This is a genomic window from Novosphingobium sp. BL-S-20 (assembly GCF_055521635.1).
In genome coordinates, this window is record NZ_CM145493.1 from 828,546 (window position 1) to 847,503 (window position 18,958).

The 18,958-nt window shown below is 65.6% G+C and carries 17 protein-coding genes; 7 read left to right on the top strand and 10 right to left on the bottom strand.

Features of this window, described 5'->3' with window-relative positions:
• Positions 1–687 (top strand): winged helix-turn-helix domain-containing protein, encoded by a 687-nt coding sequence (locus ACZ1II_RS03560; protein ID WP_465144424.1) that lies wholly within the window; start codon positions 1–3, stop codon positions 685–687.
• 8 nt (positions 688–695) lie between these two features.
• Entirely contained in the window at positions 696–2,075 is a 1,380-nt protein-coding gene (locus ACZ1II_RS03565) for a sensor histidine kinase (protein ID WP_465144425.1), read from the top strand.
• A gap of 174 nt (positions 2,076–2,249) precedes the next feature.
• On the opposite strand, the gene ACZ1II_RS03570 is transcribed toward ACZ1II_RS03565, so the two are convergent.
• The 5 genes from ACZ1II_RS03570 to ACZ1II_RS03590 form a co-directional block, all read right to left on the bottom strand.
• Positions 2,250–5,615 (bottom strand): glycosyltransferase, encoded by a 3,366-nt coding sequence (locus ACZ1II_RS03570; RefSeq protein WP_465144426.1) that lies wholly within the window; start codon positions 5,613–5,615, stop codon positions 2,250–2,252.
• A 219-nt stretch (positions 5,616–5,834) separates the two neighbouring features.
• Positions 5,835–7,139, bottom strand: coding sequence for a replication-associated recombination protein A (locus ACZ1II_RS03575; RefSeq protein ID WP_465144427.1), 1,305 nt, complete (start codon positions 7,137–7,139; stop codon positions 5,835–5,837).
• Positions 7,140–7,169: 30 nt separating this feature from the next.
• On the bottom strand, positions 7,170–7,469 hold the full coding sequence (locus tag ACZ1II_RS03580; protein WP_465144428.1) for a hypothetical protein: 300 nt from the start codon (positions 7,467–7,469) through the stop codon (positions 7,170–7,172).
• A 121-nt stretch (positions 7,470–7,590) separates the two neighbouring features.
• Positions 7,591–9,423, bottom strand: a complete 1,833-nt coding sequence (locus ACZ1II_RS03585; protein ID WP_465144429.1) for a sensor domain-containing diguanylate cyclase — start codon at positions 9,421–9,423, stop codon at positions 7,591–7,593.
• 81 nt (positions 9,424–9,504) lie between these two features.
• Positions 9,505–10,401, bottom strand: coding sequence for a LysR family transcriptional regulator (locus ACZ1II_RS03590; RefSeq protein ID WP_465144430.1), 897 nt, complete (start codon positions 10,399–10,401; stop codon positions 9,505–9,507).
• 87 nt (positions 10,402–10,488) lie between these two features.
• Between ACZ1II_RS03590 and ACZ1II_RS03595 the strand changes: the two genes are divergently transcribed.
• The 3 genes from ACZ1II_RS03595 (at position 10,489) to ACZ1II_RS03605 (ending at position 12,299) form a co-directional block, all read left to right on the top strand.
• Positions 10,489–11,268, top strand: coding sequence for an alpha/beta fold hydrolase (locus ACZ1II_RS03595; protein WP_465144431.1), 780 nt, complete (start codon positions 10,489–10,491; stop codon positions 11,266–11,268).
• Between the two features lie 142 nt (positions 11,269–11,410).
• Positions 11,411–11,824, top strand: coding sequence for a hypothetical protein (locus tag ACZ1II_RS03600; protein ID WP_465144432.1), 414 nt, complete (start codon positions 11,411–11,413; stop codon positions 11,822–11,824).
• 31 nt (positions 11,825–11,855) lie between these two features.
• Positions 11,856–12,299, top strand: coding sequence for a lysozyme inhibitor LprI family protein (locus tag ACZ1II_RS03605; RefSeq protein WP_465144433.1), 444 nt, complete (start codon positions 11,856–11,858; stop codon positions 12,297–12,299).
• Between the two features lie 55 nt (positions 12,300–12,354).
• On the opposite strand, the gene ACZ1II_RS03610 is transcribed toward ACZ1II_RS03605, so the two are convergent.
• From ACZ1II_RS03610 to ACZ1II_RS03625, 4 genes are read right to left on the bottom strand one after another with little or no spacing between them, the layout of a single operon-like run.
• On the bottom strand, positions 12,355–14,106 hold the full coding sequence (locus ACZ1II_RS03610; protein ID WP_465144434.1) for a DUF4153 domain-containing protein: 1,752 nt from the start codon (positions 14,104–14,106) through the stop codon (positions 12,355–12,357).
• Positions 14,107–14,131: 25 nt separating this feature from the next.
• On the bottom strand, positions 14,132–14,599 hold the full coding sequence (locus ACZ1II_RS03615; RefSeq protein WP_465144435.1) for a hypothetical protein: 468 nt from the start codon (positions 14,597–14,599) through the stop codon (positions 14,132–14,134).
• A 14-nt stretch (positions 14,600–14,613) separates the two neighbouring features.
• On the bottom strand, positions 14,614–15,420 hold the full coding sequence (locus ACZ1II_RS03620; protein WP_465144436.1) for a hypothetical protein: 807 nt from the start codon (positions 15,418–15,420) through the stop codon (positions 14,614–14,616).
• A 10-nt stretch (positions 15,421–15,430) separates the two neighbouring features.
• Complete coding sequence (locus ACZ1II_RS03625; RefSeq protein WP_465144437.1) at positions 15,431–15,928, bottom strand: hypothetical protein; 498 nt, start codon at positions 15,926–15,928, stop codon at positions 15,431–15,433.
• A 113-nt stretch (positions 15,929–16,041) separates the two neighbouring features.
• Between ACZ1II_RS03625 and ACZ1II_RS03630 the strand changes: the two genes are divergently transcribed.
• Complete coding sequence (locus ACZ1II_RS03630; protein WP_465144438.1) at positions 16,042–16,653, top strand: TetR/AcrR family transcriptional regulator; 612 nt, start codon at positions 16,042–16,044, stop codon at positions 16,651–16,653.
• A gap of 23 nt (positions 16,654–16,676) precedes the next feature.
• On the opposite strand, the gene ACZ1II_RS03635 is transcribed toward ACZ1II_RS03630, so the two are convergent.
• Positions 16,677–17,516 carry a hypothetical protein gene (locus tag ACZ1II_RS03635; RefSeq protein ID WP_465144439.1) on the bottom strand — a complete coding sequence of 280 codons (840 nt, stop codon included), beginning with the start codon at positions 17,514–17,516 and terminating at the stop codon, positions 16,677–16,679.
• 497 nt (positions 17,517–18,013) lie between these two features.
• On the opposite strand from ACZ1II_RS03635, the gene ACZ1II_RS03640 reads away from it, so the two are divergent.
• Complete coding sequence (locus tag ACZ1II_RS03640) at positions 18,014–18,916, top strand: hypothetical protein (protein WP_465144440.1); 903 nt, start codon at positions 18,014–18,016, stop codon at positions 18,914–18,916.
• Positions 18,917–18,958: the final 42 nt, after the last annotated feature.

Sequence of the window (18,958 nt, forward strand, 5' to 3'; positions counted from 1 at the left end):
ATGGGTCACAAGTTGCTGGTCGTCGAGGATGACGACGCCACGGCCACCTACATCGCCAAGGGGATGAGCGAGGAGGGCTTCGTCGTCGATCGCGCGGGCAACGGGCGCGATGCGCTGTTTCTGGCGAGCGACGGCACTTACGACGCCATCGTGCTGGACCGCATGATCCCGCAGATGGACGGCATGTCGGTGCTCGGCGCCCTGCGGGCCGGGGGGATCGAGACGCCGGTGATCGTGCTCTCCGCGCTGGGATCGACCGACGACCGCGTGACCGGGCTGACTTCCGGCGCGGACGATTACCTCACCAAGCCTTTCGCTTTCGCCGAACTGCTGGCCCGCGTGCGCCTGCTGGTGAAGCGCAGCGGCGGACAGGCGGCTGTGGAGACGCGGCTCGTCTGCGGCGATCTGGAAATGGACCTGCTCGCCCGCAAGGTCCGGCGCGGCAGCCGCGCGATCGACCTCCAGCCGCGCGAGTTCCGCCTGCTCGAATATTTCCTGCGCCATATCGACGAAGTGGTGACGCGCACGATGCTGCTCGAAGCGGTGTGGGACTATCACTTCGACCCCGGCACCAATGTGATCGACGTCCATGTCAGCCGCTTGCGCCGCAAGCTCGACGAGGACGGTGCGGTGCCGCTGCTCCATACGGTGCGCGGCGCGGGCTACCGGCTTGGCCTCGCCGCTTGAAAACAGGAATGGGCAGGCGCGCTAGGGCTTTCCTGCGTTCGACGACGTTTCGTCTGTTCGTTCCGGTCGTCGTGTTCCAGCTCGTCGCGACCGGGGGCGTGCTGACGTTCGTCTGGGTCGCGGGCCAGCAGAGCGTGCGGGACGAGCAGCATGCGCTGGTCGTGGAACTGCGCGACGACTTGCTGGATACCTATCAGGACGGCGGCACGGCGGCGCTGAAGGCCAATATCGAACGCCGTCTCGGCAACGAGGGGCGCCGCGCGCCGGTCCTGCTGCTGGCGGACCGCGAGGGGCGGGCGATCGCGGGCAATCTTTCGGCGCTGCCGCCGCCCGATCCGGAGGCCGGAAGCCTGTTCGAGACGATGCTCTATCGCAGCGACAGCACCCAGCCGCAGACGATGGCGCTTTCGGAAACCCGCCTTGCCGATGGATCGATCCTGCTGGCGGGAATCGAGATCGGGCGCGATCTCAAGCTTCAGCGCAGTTTCGAGCAGGCCTTGCTGGCGGCGCTGTTTCTGGCCCTGCCGCTGGCGACGCTCGTGGCGGTGCTGACCTCGCGGCTGGTCGGCCAGCGGGTCCACGACATGGCGCAGACCGCGCACCGGGTCGGCAGCGGGGCTTTCGAGGCGCGGGTGCCGCTCGACGGTTCGGGCGATGCTTTCGATGAACTCGCCGGTGAAATCAACGCGATGCTGGCGCGGATCGAGACGCTGGTGGGCGAACTGCGGGTCGTGGCCGAGGGGCTGGCGCATGACTTGCGCTCCCCCGTCACGCGGCTGCGCTCGGCGCTGGAGCAGGCCGTCTCTGAAGTGGCGGACCCCGCCGCCGAGGCAGCGATGCAGCGTGCGCTCACCGAGGCCGATACGCTGACCCGCATCCTCACGACGGCGCTCCAGATCGGCCGCGCCGAGGCTGGGATCGGGCGCGAGCGCTTCGAGGAGACCTTGCTGGAGGACTTCCTCGGCGATCTGGCGGCTCTCTACGAGCCTTATGCCGAGGATGCCGGTTTCGTGCTGCGGGCGGAGGCGCCTTGGGGTCTCTCGGTATCACTGCACCGGGAACTGATGAGCCAGGCGCTCGGCAATCTGGTCGACAATGCGGTCAAATATGCGGGAGGCGGCAGCGCGATCACGCTCTTTGCCGAGCGGCAGGGCGAGCAGGTCGTGCTGGGCGTGCGGGACGATGGTCCGGGTATCGCCGCCGATCAGCGCGAGGCTGCGCTGCAACGGTTCGGGCGGCTCGACCCCAGCCGCTCGGTCGCCGGGTCCGGGCTGGGGCTGGCACTCGTCGAGGCGGTCGCCAAGCTCCATGGCGGCGCAATCGCGCTGGAGGATGCGACGGGCGGCGGCCTGGAGATCAGGCTGACCATCCCGTCGTCCCGGTTCTGAGAGTCCGTTTGAAAAATGCCCGTAAGGGCATTTTCAGAGCGGCACTGGCCCCATTTGAACTTAGGCGCCCCCACCCGACCACCCGCAGGATACTACCGTTGGGTGGTCGGGTGGGGGCGTGGGCTGGTGCCGCAAAATTCGCCTTCAGCGAATTTTCAAACGGACTCTGAATTTTCAGGCCGGTTCCAGGTCCCGCTCGGGCGCGGCGGCGGGCTGACCCGCAGGTGTCGCGCTGACCCGGCCAGAGCGTTCCAGCTTGCCCCAGCCAATGCCCTTGCCCGCGAAGGCGGCGCCCACCGCGCGGATCACCACGCTGTACATGAGCTGGCGATAGACGAAGCGCTGGGCCAGCAGCAGCAGGGGGCGGAACCGCTCGCGGCGGGTGTCGAGGCGGTAGGCGATCCAGCCGCAGGCAAGGTCCACCAGAGTGAAGGCCAGCCAGTAGGCGCCCATGCGCAGCACGTCGGTCTGCGTCTGCGCCCAGCCGTGCTGCGAGATGCGCAGGGCCGTGCCGCCGATCGAGATCAGCAGGGCGAGGTCGATTGCGGGCGAGACCACCGCGAAGACGATCTGGAACAGCCAGGCCTGCGGCATGCCGATGAAGGCCAAGCCGGAAGGACGGCCCTTCACCAGAGTGCCGCGGTGCTTCCACAGGCACTGGAGCGTGCCGAAAGACCAGCGGAAGCGCTGCTTCGACAGGGCCTTGAAGCTTTCCGGCGCCTCGGTCCAGGCCACGGCATCTTCGTCGTAGGCGATCTTCCAGCCCTTGCGCTGGATGGCGATGGTGAGGTCCTGGTCCTCCGCCAGCGTGTCTTCCGGATAGCCGCCGACATCGTCGAGCGCTTCGCGCCGCCAGGCACCGACCGCGCCGGGCACCACCATGATCGCGTCGAGCTTGGTCAGCGCGCGGCGTTCGAGGTTCTGCGCGGTCACATATTCCACGCCCTGCCAGCGGGTGACGAGGTTCACGCGGTTGCCGACTTTGGCATTGCCCGCCACTGCGCCGATGGCGGGATCGGCGAACCAGCGCACGAGGCGGGAGATCGTCTCGACCTCGAAATGGGTATCGGCATCGAGCGCCACGATCACGCTGCCGCGCGCATCCTTGAGCGCGCGGTTGAGCGCAGCGGCCTTTCCGCCGTTCACGAGCGTCAGCAGTTCGACGCGGGAATTGTCGGCGAAGGCTTCGGTTATGATGGCGCTGGTGCGATCCTTGGAGCCGTCGTCGGCGACGATGATCTGGAGCTGGCGGTAGTCGCTTTCGAGCACGCGCCGCACCGAGGCCTCGATCACGCGCTCTTCGTTGTAGGCGGGGATGATGACGGTGACGAGCGGGTCGCAGGTGTCTTCCGGCGCTGCCATCGGCTGCGGGCGGCGCAGCAGGCTGGCGAGCGAGGCGAGACCGATCGAGCGCAGCACACCCAGCGAGATCGCGAAGAAGAAAGTCCAGTTCAGGCCGACGAGGATCGCCGCGAGCGCGCCGAACAGGGCGACGTCGGCGCGCACGGCGGCGAGGTCCACGCCGTCCACCTTGGGCATCACTGCGTCGTGCGAGAGACCGGCGAGAGTGGAGACGGGGACGAACGTGTAGCCGTCCTGCTTCAGCCGCTCGATGATGACGGGGAGAGCTGCCACGGTCTGCGAACGGTCGCCGCCGCCGTCGTGGAGCAGGATCACGTTTTCCGAGCGGTCGGGCGTGGCCGATTCCACCTGCGCGATGGTGCTGTCGATGATGTGCTGGACGCCGGGGCGCTTCCAGTCGTCCGGATCGACGTGAAGGCCTACCACGGTATAGCCGTGCTCGCGGGCGATCGCGGCGGGGACGAGTTCGTCGGCGGTGGTTGGCTCGGCGTCTCCGAAATAGGGCGCGCGGAACAGGCGGATCGAATGGCCGGTGGTGGCCTCGATCAGGCGCTGGGTGGCGTTCAGTTCCAGCCCGATGCCGGTCGCGGCTTCCTCGGCCATGTTCGGGTGGGTGTAGCTGTGGTTGCCGATCTCGTCGCCGTCGTCGGCGATGCGCTTGACGAGGTCGCGATTGGTGAGGGCATTTTCGCCGATCATGAAGAAGGTGCCCGGAACGTGGTACTGCTCCAGGATCGAGAGGATCCGCGGGGTCCAGGTCGGGTCCGGGCCGTCGTCGAAGGTCAGCGCGAGCTTCTTGGGCAGGGCGCCCGTGCGGTGGACGACATAGGGCGTCGGCAGGCGGGTGTAGCTCTCGGCGGAGATCATGCCGGTGGTCTTGTCGAACTGGACTGCGCGGCTGCCGTCCTGCGGGGTGGCGGTCACGTCGAGGATTTCGCCCTGGCCTTCCACGTCGACATTGGCGGCCTGCACCAGATGCGTGAGGTTGGGGCGCGCACCGGTCCTCCAGGCCTTGACCGTGCTCCAGAATCCGGGGTCTTCCGAACCGAGGCGCCAGAGCGCGATGTCGCCGACGCCAAGGCGCGAGAGGACCTGCATCTGGTTCCAGGTGGCGGCGGCATCGAGCATCCAGACGTCGTGGCGATGGCCCTGATCGTCGTAGGAATAGCCGGTGTTGCCGCTCATGGCATCGTATTGGGGCGCGGCACCGCTGTCGTGGGCGTCGAGCCAGGCTTCCTCGACGGTCATGCTGTCGGCTTTGCCGTCGTGCCAGTTGTAGGCATACTCGCCGAGCGCGACGATCGCCTTGCCCTGCGGCAAACCTGCCAGCGCATGGGACAGCTTCTGGGCGAACCACGGGTTCGAGGCGATCGGGCCGGGCGTGCCGCCCTGCCAGTGTTCGTCATAGGCCATCAGCACCAGCCGGTCCGCCACGCTTGCGAAAGCGCGGGTCGACCAGTCCGGATTGTCGATCGGCATCGTGACCGAAACGATACGGTGCTTGGGGGCAAGCTGGGCGCGCAATTCGCTCAGGAACAGGCGCAGGTTCGGCAGGCTGCCGCTGGGCATGGTCTCAAAATCGACCATGACGCCCGCATAGCCGGTCTTGTCGAGATAGGCGGAAACCTGCGATTCCAGCGCATGACGACCGACGGGATTGGCAAGCTGCGCGGCCGTGGCATCGCCTTGCCAGTCGCCGTCGATGGTATTCTGGAGCACCGGCACGACGAGCGGGCGATGCAGGGCGGTGGCCAGCAGGTGGTCGAGCCGGGCGTCGTCGTCGATCTTGAGCGCGCCGGTCTGGTCGATTGAAAGCGTGGCGGGGGCAACCCAGTCGAGCCGGTCGATATGGCGTTCCAGCGATGTGGCGCTGTCGTCGCTCCACGGCGTATAGAAGCCGACGGTGATCGGCTTCGCGCCGGGCGTGGCGGCGGGAACGGCGGGCTTGCCGAACAGGAACTTGCGGGCGCGCCGCGTCAGGTGGCCGATCTGTGCGCGGAACGGCAGCGGCGAGGCATGCTCGTAGGCGATCGGCAGGGGCGGCGGTGCGGGCACGCTGGCCACGGTCGTCGCGAAGACGGCGCAGGCGGCGATGGCCGAGAGCAGGGCGAGGAACGACAGACGACGGACCCGGACGCGCCGGTTTCCGGTAGGGTCGAAGAAAATCGGTGCAGCCACGGCGTGCCTCACGAAAAGTCCGGGCGGCGTGGGGGAACGCCGCCCGGAGTTTCATTGGTCTTTCGGAAGGTGCGGCCCGAAAACCGGAGGCAATGACGAGGGTGCGAATGTCACATTCGGCTCCCGGGCCGCATGACCTTTCTAGTCCTGCCGCCATGGAGCGGGCGTGGAGGCGAGGTTACAAAAGATTCATGTTGGGCGGGTTGGGCGCGTCTTGCACTACTCGCCGTCGCGGCGGGGTTGGTCGATGCCGGTCACGCGGCGCCAGTGTTCGTCGGCGCGGCGCTCGAACGTGCCTGCCTCGCGCGCCTCGCTGCGGTAGAGCGAACCTTTGGGTATCGGCGAATAGACTTGGTCGACCCAGCCGCGCGGATCGTCGTGCGGCCATTGATAGCCGACATGGCCGAGCTTTTCGGCGCCCTTGTAATGGGCGTCGCGCAAGTGGAGCGGCACTTGCGCTGGCGGCTGTGCGGCGACGAATTGCAGCGCTGCCGCAACCCCCCGCGAGGACGAGGCCGACTTCGGCGCACGGGCGACGTGCAGCGCGGCATGGGCGAGCACGATCTGGGCCTCGGGATAACCGATCTTCTCCACCGCGTGGAGCGCCGCCACTGCCGTCTGCAAGGCGGTGTTATCGGCGAGGCCGACGTCCTCGGAAGCGTGGATCATGATCCGGCGGGCAATGTAGCGCGGGTCCTCGCCGCCGTGGATCAGGCGCGCGAGCCAGTAGAGCGTGGCGTCCGGATCGGAACCGCGCATGGATTTCACGAAAGCGGAAACCACGTCGTAATGGGCATCGCCGGACCTGTCGTGATTGACCGGAGCGGCGGCATAGGCCTCCTCCAGCATCGCGTCGGTCACATCGAACGCGGCGTCCTCGTGGCCGAGCGCCAGGCTTTCCAGCGTGGTCAGCGCGCGCCGGGCGTCGCCGCCGGAACGGCCTGCGATCATGCGGACCTGCTCGGGCGTCACCCCCAGAGCCACGCCGCTTGCCCGGAGATGGTCGATCCCCCGGTGCACGACTTTCTCCATGTCGGCGATGGAGAGCGGTTCCAGCTTGAGGATGGTCGAGCGGGAGACCAGCGCCGGGGTGAGGACGTGGTAGGGATTGCCGGTGGTCGCGCCGATGAAGTCGGCAATGCCTTCCTCGCAGATCGACAGTAGGTCGTCGGTCTGGGTGGCGGAAAAGCGCTGCACTTCGTCGACGAAGATCAGCAGCGGATGGACGCGCGCCTCGTCCGCGAGCTTGCGGATTTCCGCGACTCCGGCGCGCGTGGCATTGAGCGGGCGGAAGGTCTTGCCCAGCATGGCGCCTACGGCCCGCGCGATCGAGGTCTTGCCGATTCCCGGCGGGCCGTAGAGGATCACGCTGCCGAGCGAACCCGCCCGCACCCGTCGGCGCAGGATCGATCCTGCCCCGACCACATGGTCCTGGCCGATCACTTCGTCCAGCGAGGCAGGACGGAGCAGGGCGGCCAGCGGTAGTCGATGCTGCGGTGCGGAACCGGCGAAGAGATCCGTCATGTCTTGACCGAAAGCGCGCGGCTCAGCCGGTCAGACCGCCAGGAGCAGGGTGTCGTCGATGCGCGGCGTGGCGGCTTCGTAAGTGGCGAGCGGCTCGAAGACTTCGTCGAGCAGTTCGGTGACTTCGAGTCCGGCGAGCTTGAACTGGCCGAGGCGCTGTTCTTCGGGCGAGCGCCAGGCCTTGCTGAGGTTGAGGGCGCTGACGAAAAGATCGCCATGCCGCTCGAACATGAGATGCGGGGCGAGCTTGACGATGCCGCCGTTATAGCGGGCATGAACGGTGCGACGGAACGAAATCGCTTCCATCAGGGAAAGTCGGGTATCGATCATGCTCGTTTTTCAGGCCGGAATGGAATACGCGTGATTTTGCATTGCAGCATTGTGAAGCCCGGAGCGCGGAAACGCAAGGGTTTCGGCAAGAACGTGATGGAAACACCAACGGGTGCTGCGATCAGGCGCTGCGCTTTTCGTCGGTTGGGACGGCAATCGGCAGGCTCGTGCGGTTGCGACCGTCGCGCTTGGCACGATAGAGGGCATCGTCTGCCTGGGAAAGGATTTCCCGGCTTTCGCCGCCATGAACCAGCGGGGCGATGCCGATGCTGACGGTGGCCTGCACGCTGTTGCCGAACGAATCCAGGATGTTGGTCTCTTCGAAGCGGGTGCGGATGCGCTCGCAGACGAGATGGGACTGATCGACGGTCAATCCGCCCAGCAGGACTGCGAACTCCTCGCCGCCGAGACGTGCGACGACATCGCCGTCACGCACTGCGCCGCGCAGGATCGAGACGAAGCGGACCAGCACCTCGTCTCCTGCGCCATGGCCGTAACGGTCGTTGATGTGTTTGAAATGGTCGAGATCGAACACTGCCAGGCATCCCGCGACGCTTTCGTCCGTGCCGGAGGGCTGCCGTTCGGCGAGGAGGCTCCGGAGGGATTCGTCGAATGCCCGACGATTGCAGGCGCCAGTGAGATGATCGGTCATGGCCTGCGCCGTGAGATTCTCCACCAGCAGACGTCGCTGGGTGACCTCGCGGATGATGCTTACGGTTCCGGTCGTGCGGCCGTGATCGTCGACGATGCTGCGCATGTGGCTTTCGACCCAGACGAGCGTGCCGTCCTTGCGGCGGACGCGATATTCGATGATCGCATGATTTTCGGGATCGGCGAGCGCCTTGCGGCGTGCTTCGACGATGATGTCGTGATCCTCCGGCGGGACCAGGCGGAACATCGATTGGCCGACCAGTTCGCTGGGGTCGTAACCGGAAACCCGCGAGGCCGAGGGCGAGGCATAGCGCACCACGCCTGCCGCGTTGACCCTGACGACGATGTCGCTCATCCGGTCCAGCACCAGCCGGTGCAGCGCCTCGGCGGCATGGAGCCGGTCCACCAGTCGCCGCCGGGAGCGCAGCTCGGCGGCTAGTGGCAGAATGGTGAGAACGATCGTGGCGAAATAGATCTGCAGGACCTGGAACTTCTGCCCCATCGGCAGATCCAGCAGCGTGGTCGGCCCGTGCCCGGCCAGCGAGAATGACAGGCCGATCGTCACCAGGATCAGGATCGAGGATACCGCGCCGAACCGCCCCAGCCGCAAGGTGGCCGCGATCGTGGGGAGGAACGGCAGGATCACCAGCGGAATCCTCTCCTGACCGAAAGTCGCCAGCGACGTCAGCGCCACGAGGCCGAGAAGCAGCAGGGCTTCCCGCATCCGCGATTTTTCCGAGACAGCAAACCATTGCCGTGCCTCGCCGCGCAAGGCGAGCAGCAAGGGCGGCGCGAACGTCACCAGGCCGAGCGCATGGCCTGCGTACCAGTCGCGCCAGGCCGGCCAGTAGGGCAGGTCGCGGGCCAGGTGTGCGGAAAGGGCGGCTCCGAATGCCGTGAGCGCCGGGACGAGGACTCCCGCCACAAGCAGGAACGAGGCGACTTCCGGCAGGGACTGGAAGCGTCCGAAGCGCGGATAGAGGCGGCGGATCAGCCAAGCGGCGAGCCAGGCTTCGGCAATGCAGAGCAGCGGCAGCGGGATCGCGGCCAGGCCGTGTATCCCGAACAGGAACGAGGCGCTGAAGGCTGCCGGAACGCAGGCCAGGATGATCGCCCCCCAGCGCCAGCGCGGCGTGGTGCTGAGGCGCGCGAAGAGCACCGGACCGGCCAGCCAGACGATGGCGATCCCGCCGTCGAAACGGGTCAGCTGCAGCGCGATGGCGGCGCAGACGAAGTAGGAGGTGGCGGTCAGAACGGCTTCGCGCAGCGACAGGCGGACGCGTCTGAAAGGGCTGCGGGACATTGCCTATGACTACTGGAGGATGGTTAGCGCCGGGTAAACGGCGCTGCCGATCCATGCAATCGTTCAATCGTGTTTCGGCATTCAATCCTGCTCCGATTCGGACGGGAAGCGTGCCTCTGCCGTGAAGGCGGCGACCGTGGCGGCCCGTTCGTCGCTGCGGACGGCGAGAGCCAGGGCCACTTTCGGGGGATCGCCTTCGAGGTCGTGATAGGTCACGCCCTTGAACGAGGCGTCGCGCATCGATTCCGGCACCAGCGCCACGCCCAGTTCCGCGGCCACGAGCGCGAGGACGGAGGCGACCTGCGGAGCTGATTGCCCGAGCACGGGTTCGAAACCGGCCTGTCGGCAGGCCTCCAGCGTCGCATCGAACAGCGTGGGGCCAAGGGCGCGTGGGGTCAGAATGAAGGGGTCCTGTTCAAGCTGTTCCAACCGGATCGGGTCGCCGTGCGGCATGCGGGCGGAAGCGAGCGCGGCGATCAGCGGTTCGTCGGCGAGATGGAACAGGCGCAGGCCCTGCTTGTCCACGGCGTCGGGCCGCAGGAAGGCGGCGTCGAGCGTGCCGTTCCTCAGTCCTTCGACAAGGCCGTTGGAATTGTGTTCGGCCAGGCTCAGTTCGACATCGGGGAAGCGGCGGCGATAGACGCGGATCGTCCGGGGGACACGCGGATTGAAGGCGGCCGAGCCGGTGAAGCCGACGCGGATGCGGCCGGTTTCGCCCGCTGCCGCCCGCTGTGCGGCGCTGACCGCATCGGCGACGATCTCGGGTATCTGTCGCACCCGTTCCTCGAAGGCGTGTCCGGCTTCGGTCAATTCGGCGCCCTGAGGGATGCGGTGGAACAGCGGTGTGCCGACCTCGCGCTCAAGGTCCTTGATCTGGTGGCTGAGCGGGGGTTGCCCGATGCCCAGGCGCTGGGCCGCCCGTGTGAAGTGCCGCTCTTCGGCGACGGCGAGAAAGTAGCGGATGTGCCGGAGTTCCACGTCATACCTAAAATGTATCAAGATCGTCATCATCATGAATTGGACAGATGAAGAGCGCAAGCCCATCTGGGCCTCAGGAGATTAGACATGGCAAGTTTGGCGATCGAGAGCATTGGCAATGTGGTGGCGGACCGGAACTGGGGCGCCGAGCGCGTCCCGGCAGCGGGTGCAGCGCTGGAGCCGGTCGTGTTCCTGCCGGGCCTGCTCTGCGATCAGGCGCTCTGGCGTCGCCAGATTCACGCGCTGGCCGACGTGGCGGCGCCGATGGTCGCCGACCTCACTCTGGACGACACGATCGGCGCCATGGCCGAGCGCACCCTGGCTGCCGCGCCGCGCCGGTTCTCGCTCGCCGGGCTGTCGATGGGCGGTTACGTCGCGCTGGAAATCATGCGCCGCGCGCCTGAGCGCGTCTCGCGCCTTGCCCTCATCAATTCGAGCGCACGCAGCGATACGCCGGAGCGCACCCTGCAGCGCAAGATCGGGATCGAATCGCTGCGACGTGGCAAGTTCGTGGGCATTACCCACAAGCTGCTGGGCCAGCTGGTCCACGCCGATCATACGGAAGGTCTCGTGGCCGACGAGATGCGCGGCATGGCTTCGCGTGTCGGCGGAGATGCTTTCATCCGCCAGCAGCAGGCAATCATGACACGCCCCGATTCGCTGGAGGGACTTCAGGCGATCCGCGTGCCGACGATGGTCGTGGTGGGCGAAGGCGATCGCATCACGCCGCCGGATCATGCGCGCGAGATTCATGAGCGCATTGCCGGTTCCAGCTATCACGAAATCGGCTCGTGCGGGCACATGGCCGCGCTGGAGCATCCCGAGCAGATCAATTTTCTGCTGCGGAACTGGCTCCAGCAGGTTTAATTGATCGATGGTCAATTAAATATTGAACATGGGTAAATTGTGATCTAGGCCTGCTGCCGGGACTTTCCTTGCAGTGAGGCCGCACAATGGCATCGTTGAAGTTCGGAGCAGTCGTTTCGCTTTCTGCCTGCGAGGCGGGGCGATGAGGTCTTCCGCTTCGGAATGGATCGTGCCGGGCGCGGTCGGACTGATCGCGGGGTGGCTGTCGCAACCGCTGTTCGCGATGATCCTCGCGGCGGTTCCGGGCCTCGCCGGGGCGGCAATGCCGCTGGCCTTCCTTCCCGCTCTCGTTCTGGCGATTACCGTGGCATGGCTGCTCGTACGACGGGTCATGCCCTCGCGGCGCAATGGCTGGGGTTGCATCGTCGTGGGAGCGGCCGTTCTTGCCCAGTTCCTTGGCGGTCTGGGTTCGGCGCTGATGGGGTATTCGGGCAGTCCCGGCCGTGACGAGGGTACCGCGCTGTTCTTTTTCGTTCTGATCTTCGGCATCCCGATGACGCTGATCGCGGTCGCATTCGTCATCGGCGGGTTCGTCCTGCTGCGGCGTGCGAAATGAATTTGCCCTGTTTCAAGACAAGGAACTTCCGATGAAATCCGTGAAGCTGCCCGCCCTGTTCGCTCTGGCCATGCTGACATCCCTGGCGCCGCAGGGCGCCTCTGCACAGGACACGCAAGTGGACGACGATGCCGGCCAGTGTAGCGATGGGGACAGCTCCAGCGTGGCACAGGCCTACTGCATGCGCGAGTATCGCGACGGACTGAAGGCCGCCCAGGACCGCCTGCTTGTGCAGATCCATGAGGTGCTGAAGGGCAAGGGGCCGGATGCAACCGATTACGCGGTAGCGGCCCGTTATCTCGACGAGGCCCAGAAGGATTGGCAGGAATTCGTCGGTGCCGACTGTATTGTCAGGGAAAGTGTTTTCGGCGCCGGATCGGCTTTCTCGCTGGATAGCCTGGACTGCGAGATCAAGCATTATCTCTGGCGCAACGATCAACTGCAGCAATTCCGGAAGGACTATATAGCCGGTTGAATGACGAAAAGCCGCTTCGCTGCATGACGGCGGAGCGGCTTTTCGCTTGTCCGGACTATTCGAAGTCCTGCCCGACCGGCTGCCCGTCGATGAAGACCTGACGGCGGGTCACGGTCCGCGTCTCGACTTTACCAGCCTTGAGTGCGGCTTCCAGGCGTTCGTAAACCGCCTTGCCGGACACGACTGGCCGTGCCGGTGCGCTGTTCCACTTGCCGTTTTCGAGTTTCCAGAGGTTGCTGTCATTGGCGGTAACGATCACCGCCTCGTCGCTGCCGGGCGTATGGAGCACCGTGCAGGCGCCGCTGTAACCGCAGGCCGCGTAGCCGTTGAGCTGGTCCTGGAGGTTCTGGGGAAGCCGGGTGCCGCGCGGCAGGACGAGCAGGCGTTCGGCCTCGATCGGCTGGCGTTTCAGTTCGAGCGAGACGGGATCGAGCGACCAGCGGTTCTGTGCATCGCGGGCTTTCCTTGCGGCGGCGCGGATCGCGGGCGTGCGGCCGGTTTCGGCGAGGCGGCGCGTGGCTGCTTCGCCGGAACGGCCGAAGTCGAAGCGAAGGGCGCGCCAGTCGAACTTGTCGAGCGGGGTTCGCCCGCTTTCCAGCCGGGTGAGCTGGTCGCGGGTGGAGAGGGCGCCGAAGTTGATCAGCGGCGTCGAGAGCACCAGGGCAACGAGGCACAGTGCACCCGCCAGGCGCAAGTTGGCGATACGCAGGTGCGGGGCAGCGGCGATGCGCCATCGCACCAGCACAAAGAAATAGGCAAGGCCGTAGGCGCAGGCGATGGCGGTGAAGACGACGGCCCAGAGACGATCCGGCGTCAGTCCATATTGCTGGATGCGCAGGCCGGTCGAAATCGCCGCGATCGTCCCGAGCGGCAGCATTGCAATGCCCAGCGCTGCGACGCTGGCCTGAAGCAAGCGATTGCGTGCCTCGTGCGCGGTGCGGTCGCCGATCACGGCATTGGCGAGCGAGAGCGCGCCGATCACGCAGCCGAGCAGGATCGGACTGGTCGAGCGGGTCGCGTCCCACAGGGGTTTGAGGCCGGTGAAGGGGATGGCGGCGAGGAAGATCACCAGGCCGAGCGCCAGCACCGGCGCCAGCACCGAAAGGATCGTCGTCACTACGCGCTGGAGCAGGCGCAGGATGCCGTCACGGTCGCGAAGAAGGCCGATGCCCGCGCCGAGCGCCGCGCCGGTAAGGCAAAGCGCCGCCCAGTCCTTGTCGAGCAGTTCCTTGAGCAGGTTGATGCCGATCAGGCGGAACAGTTCGGACAGCAGCAGGACCATGGCCCAGACCACACCGACGAAGACCCAGGCCGCGCACCACAGCACCACATTGGTCCAGGCGTGACTGTGGGCCTCGGGATAGGGGATGGCGAACTTTCCGGCCTCTCCCGCGCGGCCCGCGGGATGGGCATCGCGCCAGGCCTGGAACAGCGGCGCCGCGACGGCGATGGCGAGTACGGCGCAGACGATCCGCCACGGCTCATCGCTGTGCCTTCCGCCGAACGGGCCGTTCCAGTAGATCGTCAGCGCGACGACGGCCCCGCCGATTGCCGCGCAGGCCGCGCTCCAGTGGATGCGGGTTCGCTCGATGAGAAACCCGAAGACCAGTGCCCCGATGCCAAGGAAAGTGGCCAGAGCGAGGCGGACCGGGATTGCGGCGAAATCGGCGCGATAATGGTCCGGGCGGACGATCCAGTAGATGGCCAGGCCCGCGAGGCCGCCGAGCAGGGCGAGGCCCCAGGCGCGCAGCGGCCATTCACCGGTTTCATCGCCCGAAGGCATGATGTCTGTATATTCGGTGGCCATCGCCAGTCCTCTCGCGGGTTGCGGGTCAGGAATAGAAGGGAATGCGGGTCAGGCGATAGTCGGATGGGGTGGGGGTGAAGATCAGCTGGTCGGCGTACTCTGGAATATCGAGAAGATATTCGCCCTTGGAGATCGGACCGGGCGCTTCGCCATCATCGCTACCGGGCTTGAAGGAGCGGATTTTGCCTGCCCGGATTCCGGCGATCACGGCGGGCGTGAAAATCCGGTCGTAATGGGCGAGGAACTGCGCTTTCGTGGCAGCGCTGCGATCCACTTCGCCGCCGCTGAAGTCGTTGAAGGGAAGGGCTGTCATATCGGCGACGCGGTTGCGATCGTTGGCCAGAACCGCTTGCCGGAATTGGGAGAAGAAGGTCTGGAACGAGGCGATTCTCGTGCTTGTCGTCGTTTTGGGGGCAGCCGGGGCGGGCGTCGATGTGGCGCTCGCTGCCAGCGCGGCGCCCAGCAGCAATACGGTCGGGAAGCGGGGGGTCATGCCAGCGTTTCTCCTCAGCGGCGCTTGGGGGCGGCATAGACGCCCTTGGCCGTGTCGAAGGTCCAGAAGCTTGCATCCGCTGCCGTCGCGCCGCGCACCTTGCCGGTCTTGAGGTCGTAGAGACTGCCGGTCGGATCGGCCTTCACTTCCGGCCAGCCGCCCTTGGTGCGCCCGGTGAGGCTGAGCGTGCCGATGCTGGAATAACAGCTTCGTGGCTCTTCCTGGGGATCGCATCCCGCGCCGTTGTCGGAGCCGGTCACGATGTCGCCCGCGTAGATCCAGCGACCGGCGGGCGCGGAACGGAACATGCCGTATGCGTGGATACTGATGCCTTCGTTTGCCATGGCGAGCGTTGGATAGCCGATCAACACGCTGTCGCCGACCGCCTGCCGGAACAGCGGGACGCCGTCATCGTCCATCGGCGGATTTCCGGCGGCGCCGCTGGAATAGACGGCGCCGAAATCGATCTGGCGCGCCAACAGCTTCCAGGCACCGCCTTCGAGCGCATAAGTGACCTGTGCCAGTGAGAGCTTCATTCCGGGGCCGAAATCCTGCGCTTCGCCTGGCTCGGCCTCGTTCTGGGCGGTGGCGACGGCGGTATAGAGCCTGCGGCCGCCCACGGCGCTGTCGAAGCTCAGCCAGTATGTCAGGCGCTTGCCTTCGAGGACGCAGGAACGGTCCTGCGCCGGAGCCTTGCACATTGCGCTCATCAGATCGTCGTAACGCGGTGTGGGCGGTTCGGCTTGTGTCTGCGCCATGGCCGGGGCTGCGCCTGCGAGAGCCGATAAGGCGAGCGTGGAGATCAGGATCGACTTGAACATCGGATGCTCCTCAGTTGACCGCGCTGAGGAAGGTCTTCCACGACCTTGCCCAGTTCGCGCGGTCCGCGATGCTTGCACTGCGCACGCTGCAGACCTGGAGGTCCGAAGGCACTTCGTCGCTCTTCTCGTAGAGCGGGCGGCATTCCCAGAGCGTCCTGTCGAGCGCGTAAGGCTCGGTCACCACGCTCACGACCCTGCGGTCCTGCAGACCGACGAGCAGGTCGAAATCGGCCTCGTCGGCGGACGACCAGGCGCAGAATGCTTCGAATTGCGGTGCGGGTGGTCCGCCCGGCGCCCCGCAGCCTTGGGGGAAGAAGCCCTTCAGGAAGGCATTGCCCGGTCCGGCGCCGGTGTCGAGCTGGGCGGCGGACAGGCGGCTGAGCGCAGCAATGGCGGCATCAGGCTGGGCGGCCATGACCGGGGCCGCCATCGCGCTGGAAAGCGCCAGCGCGCAAGCTGCAAGCGTGCGGAGGGCAAAGCGATGGGTCTCTGCGTGGAAACAGGGCATGGGCATTCCTCAACCTGTTGATTTCCGCAAAGGGGTATAACGAAATTAATCGATGTTCAATATAAAATTGGACGCTGTACATTTCTAACAGGGATCGTTAGGATTGTCGGCATATGGGAAGACGATCCGATCACAGCCGCAAAGAGCTGGAGCAGATGCTCATCGTCGAAGGTCACAAGCACATGGCCGACGTCGGATTTTCGCGGTTTTCCGCGCGCGAAGTGGCCAAGCGTATCGGGTATTCGATCGGTACGCTCTACAACGTGATGGGCAACTACGACCAGCTTATCATTGCCATCAACACGCGTACGTTCGTGTTGTGGACCGACTACATGCGCCAGGCCCTCGGCAGTGCCGGGGACGACCGCATTCGCTCTTTGGTGGAGGGCTACTTCGGTTTCGCCCGCGCCAATCGCAATGCATGGATGGCGATCTACGACCATCACCTGCCGCCGGACATCCGCCTGCCGGAAGAGCATGATGCCTTGCGCGGTCAGCTTACCGAACTCGTCGTGGAGGAAGTGGCTAAAGTCCTTCCCGCCGACAGCCGCGCGCAGGCACCGCGCCTGGCGCGCTCGCTGGTGGCGACGGTCCATGGCCATTGCATGTTCGACATCAACGGCAGTTTCGCGCTCATGGGCGAGCGCGAGCCGGTGGAACTGGCGCTCGCCCGCGTGCGGGAAAGCCTGGCTGCGGCGCAAGTGGGGGCGCAAGCGGCGACCTGAAGTCGCGCGCCTGCGCAGGCCTGTCAGCCGGGGATATGCTGCGCCAGCCGGTCCCTGGCAGTGCGAGCCTCGGCCACTTCCTGCGGGTTCAGGTCGAGGCGGTCGAATTCCTCGTCGAGCATGACTGGAAGCAGTGCGCCGGGATGGCGCACGGCCAGCGCGAACGTCTCGTTCTGTGCCGGATCATAGTGCATCCACGGGGTCTCGTTCTTCGGGAACAGGCTGACGATGCCCAAGCCCTTCTTGAGGCCTACGATCGGGTAATAAGTGATCCGGGTCTTGCCCCATTTCGTGCTTTTCAAGGTAATGCGCGCCCAGACCGCTTGCAGGCGCGCGGGTTCCTTGAGCGCCTTCAGCGTGGCGGAAAGATGGAGGAAGCGCCGCACCATGAGCACTGCGACGGCGCCCAATCCGAACACGATCACCGCCGAACCGATGAAGCGGTTCCAGAACTCGTCGATGGCGAGCGACAGGGTGATGTTGTCCGGATTGCCCTTTTCGGCGACGATGGTGGTCTCGTAGTCGCCGGATGTGAGGCTCATGAATGAGAACTCGACCGAGCGGATTTGCGTCTGTCCGTCGCGCGGATAGGCGATGCCGGCTTCGCAGTTGACGCTCATTTTCTTCGTCTTGCACTCGCTGCTGACGAGCGAGGCCTCGGGAACTTCGACCGGATCGCGCAGGATGCGATAGTCGGCGTAGAGGCCGGGCCAGACCACGACCATCGTGCCGATCGAGACCAGTCCCAGCGTTACGCCGAAGAACAGCATGCGAAAGCGATCGGCAAAGCCGGGCCGCCTTATCGCAATCGGCCGGTCGGGGAGCAGGCCTGCGGGATCGGGGAGGCCATAGTCAGTCTTCATCTTGGGCAACCTGTACGTCGATGTTGAGGGTCTGGTCCGGTGAAATCGGACAGCCGCTGGAGAAGCGGAGGGCCGCGTCTCTGAAAAAACGCGAACGATAACAGGCTTCTATCGAAGGTTTCGCATAATGGGCAGGCATGGATCAGAAGTGCGGGGTTCGATGCGCCGAAAATCTCGCACAACGCGGCGCATTCGCCCTATACCTCGATCCTCACGGGAAACGTCGCTCATGCCGATGTCCGATCGACAGGGTATTGTGAAAGGGATTTCATAGTCTTGATGGCCGCTCTTTCCACCTTTCGATGCCGCTGACGGTGTTGCGGTGTCCGGGATGCGGGCAGCATGCACTGTCCCGGTCTCGTCGGCGACATGGTCGAGCAGATATGACTGTCTTTGTAATTGAGCAGTGTTCGAAATAATATTGAACACCGATCATTACCGTGGCAGTTTCCGAACATGATGGTTCGTGGGCCGATGGTTCCAAGGAGAATGACACGATGAAGCAGTTGATCTTGCCTGTCGCGCTGGCCACTTTGACGCTGGTGTCGGCCTGTTCCTCTTCGAAAGACGACGCGAAAAAGGAAGGCGCCAGTCAGGCCGCCGAGGAAACTGCAGCCGCCGAAGATGCGGCGCAGGAAGAGGGCGACAGTTTCAAGTCGAACATCGCCGCCGTCGCATTCAACCCGGTGACGAAGCTGCCCAAGGCACCTGCAAGCGCATCCTCGCAGTCCGAATGCGACTGGTTGCTCAAGGCGCCGCAGTCGCCCGCTGCCCGCATGGTGGCGAAGGCCGGTTGGGGCGTAACCGGGGAAGGGCGGATCGGCAAGTACCGCGCCGTCAGCTTTGCCGGATCGTTCGAACCCGCGACCAGCGGGTCCTGCGAGATCGGCAAGGGCAATGTCGCGATTTTCGACGGCGAGACGATCATCGCGATCGCCTACGCGCCTTCGTCTAGCAAGCAGAGCATCGCGAAAATTCTCCCGTTCGAGGAGGATTCGCTGCGTATCTGGGACGGTGACATCGTCCCGGCGCCGTTCGCGGATATCCGGGTCGTCGACGGGAAGGGGCTGGTCATCCAGAAGCTGGCCGGAAAGGAAATGGCCTGCGGCGGCGGTACGCCTATTCCCAATATCTACGGCATGCCGATCACCAAGGCGCGCAAGGCTTTGGCCAAGGCAGGCTGGGATGCCGTCGGCAATGGCGATGCCGAGGGGCGCGAGGATTCGCGCGAGGCGGATCTCGCGGCAAAGGGCGTAACCGAAGTGGCGAGTTGCTCGGGCACGGGCTTCGGTTTCTGCGCTTTCGACTACAAGCGCCCCGAAGCCGCTCTTGCAGTCACCACCGTTGGCGATAACGAGGATCCCTCGGTTGCCGATTACGCCGTGCGCTGCGGCGGCTGAAGCGCGGCGCGTGAGGAACCGGCTACCGGCGATCGGTCCGAT

What these genes read in the sequence shown, in the direction of transcription:
- ACZ1II_RS03560 (WP_465144424.1), top strand. Translation starts at nt 1, where the DNA reads ATGGGTCACAAGTTGCTGGTCGTCGAGGATGACGACGCCACGGCCACC.
- ACZ1II_RS03575 (WP_465144427.1), bottom strand. Translation starts at nt 7,139, where the DNA reads ATGACGGATCTCTTCGCCGGTTCCGCACCGCAGCATCGACTACCGCTG.
- ACZ1II_RS03635 (WP_465144439.1), bottom strand. Translation starts at nt 17,516, where the DNA reads ATGAAGACTGACTATGGCCTCCCCGATCCCGCAGGCCTGCTCCCCGAC.
- ACZ1II_RS03565 (WP_465144425.1), top strand. Translation starts at nt 696, where the DNA reads ATGGGCAGGCGCGCTAGGGCTTTCCTGCGTTCGACGACGTTTCGTCTG.
- ACZ1II_RS03580 (WP_465144428.1), bottom strand. Translation starts at nt 7,469, where the DNA reads ATGATCGATACCCGACTTTCCCTGATGGAAGCGATTTCGTTCCGTCGC.
- ACZ1II_RS03625 (WP_465144437.1), bottom strand. Translation starts at nt 15,928, where the DNA reads ATGCCCTGTTTCCACGCAGAGACCCATCGCTTTGCCCTCCGCACGCTT.
- ACZ1II_RS03610 (WP_465144434.1), bottom strand. Translation starts at nt 14,106, where the DNA reads ATGGCCACCGAATATACAGACATCATGCCTTCGGGCGATGAAACCGGT.
- ACZ1II_RS03630 (WP_465144438.1), top strand. Translation starts at nt 16,042, where the DNA reads ATGGGAAGACGATCCGATCACAGCCGCAAAGAGCTGGAGCAGATGCTC.
- ACZ1II_RS03620 (WP_465144436.1), bottom strand. Translation starts at nt 15,420, where the DNA reads ATGTTCAAGTCGATCCTGATCTCCACGCTCGCCTTATCGGCTCTCGCA.
- ACZ1II_RS03595 (WP_465144431.1), top strand. Translation starts at nt 10,489, where the DNA reads ATGGCAAGTTTGGCGATCGAGAGCATTGGCAATGTGGTGGCGGACCGG.
- ACZ1II_RS03600 (WP_465144432.1), top strand. Translation starts at nt 11,411, where the DNA reads ATGAGGTCTTCCGCTTCGGAATGGATCGTGCCGGGCGCGGTCGGACTG.
- ACZ1II_RS03585 (WP_465144429.1), bottom strand. Translation starts at nt 9,423, where the DNA reads ATGTCCCGCAGCCCTTTCAGACGCGTCCGCCTGTCGCTGCGCGAAGCC.
- ACZ1II_RS03615 (WP_465144435.1), bottom strand. Translation starts at nt 14,599, where the DNA reads ATGACCCCCCGCTTCCCGACCGTATTGCTGCTGGGCGCCGCGCTGGCA.
- ACZ1II_RS03605 (WP_465144433.1), top strand. Translation starts at nt 11,856, where the DNA reads ATGAAATCCGTGAAGCTGCCCGCCCTGTTCGCTCTGGCCATGCTGACA.
- ACZ1II_RS03640 (WP_465144440.1), top strand. Translation starts at nt 18,014, where the DNA reads ATGAAGCAGTTGATCTTGCCTGTCGCGCTGGCCACTTTGACGCTGGTG.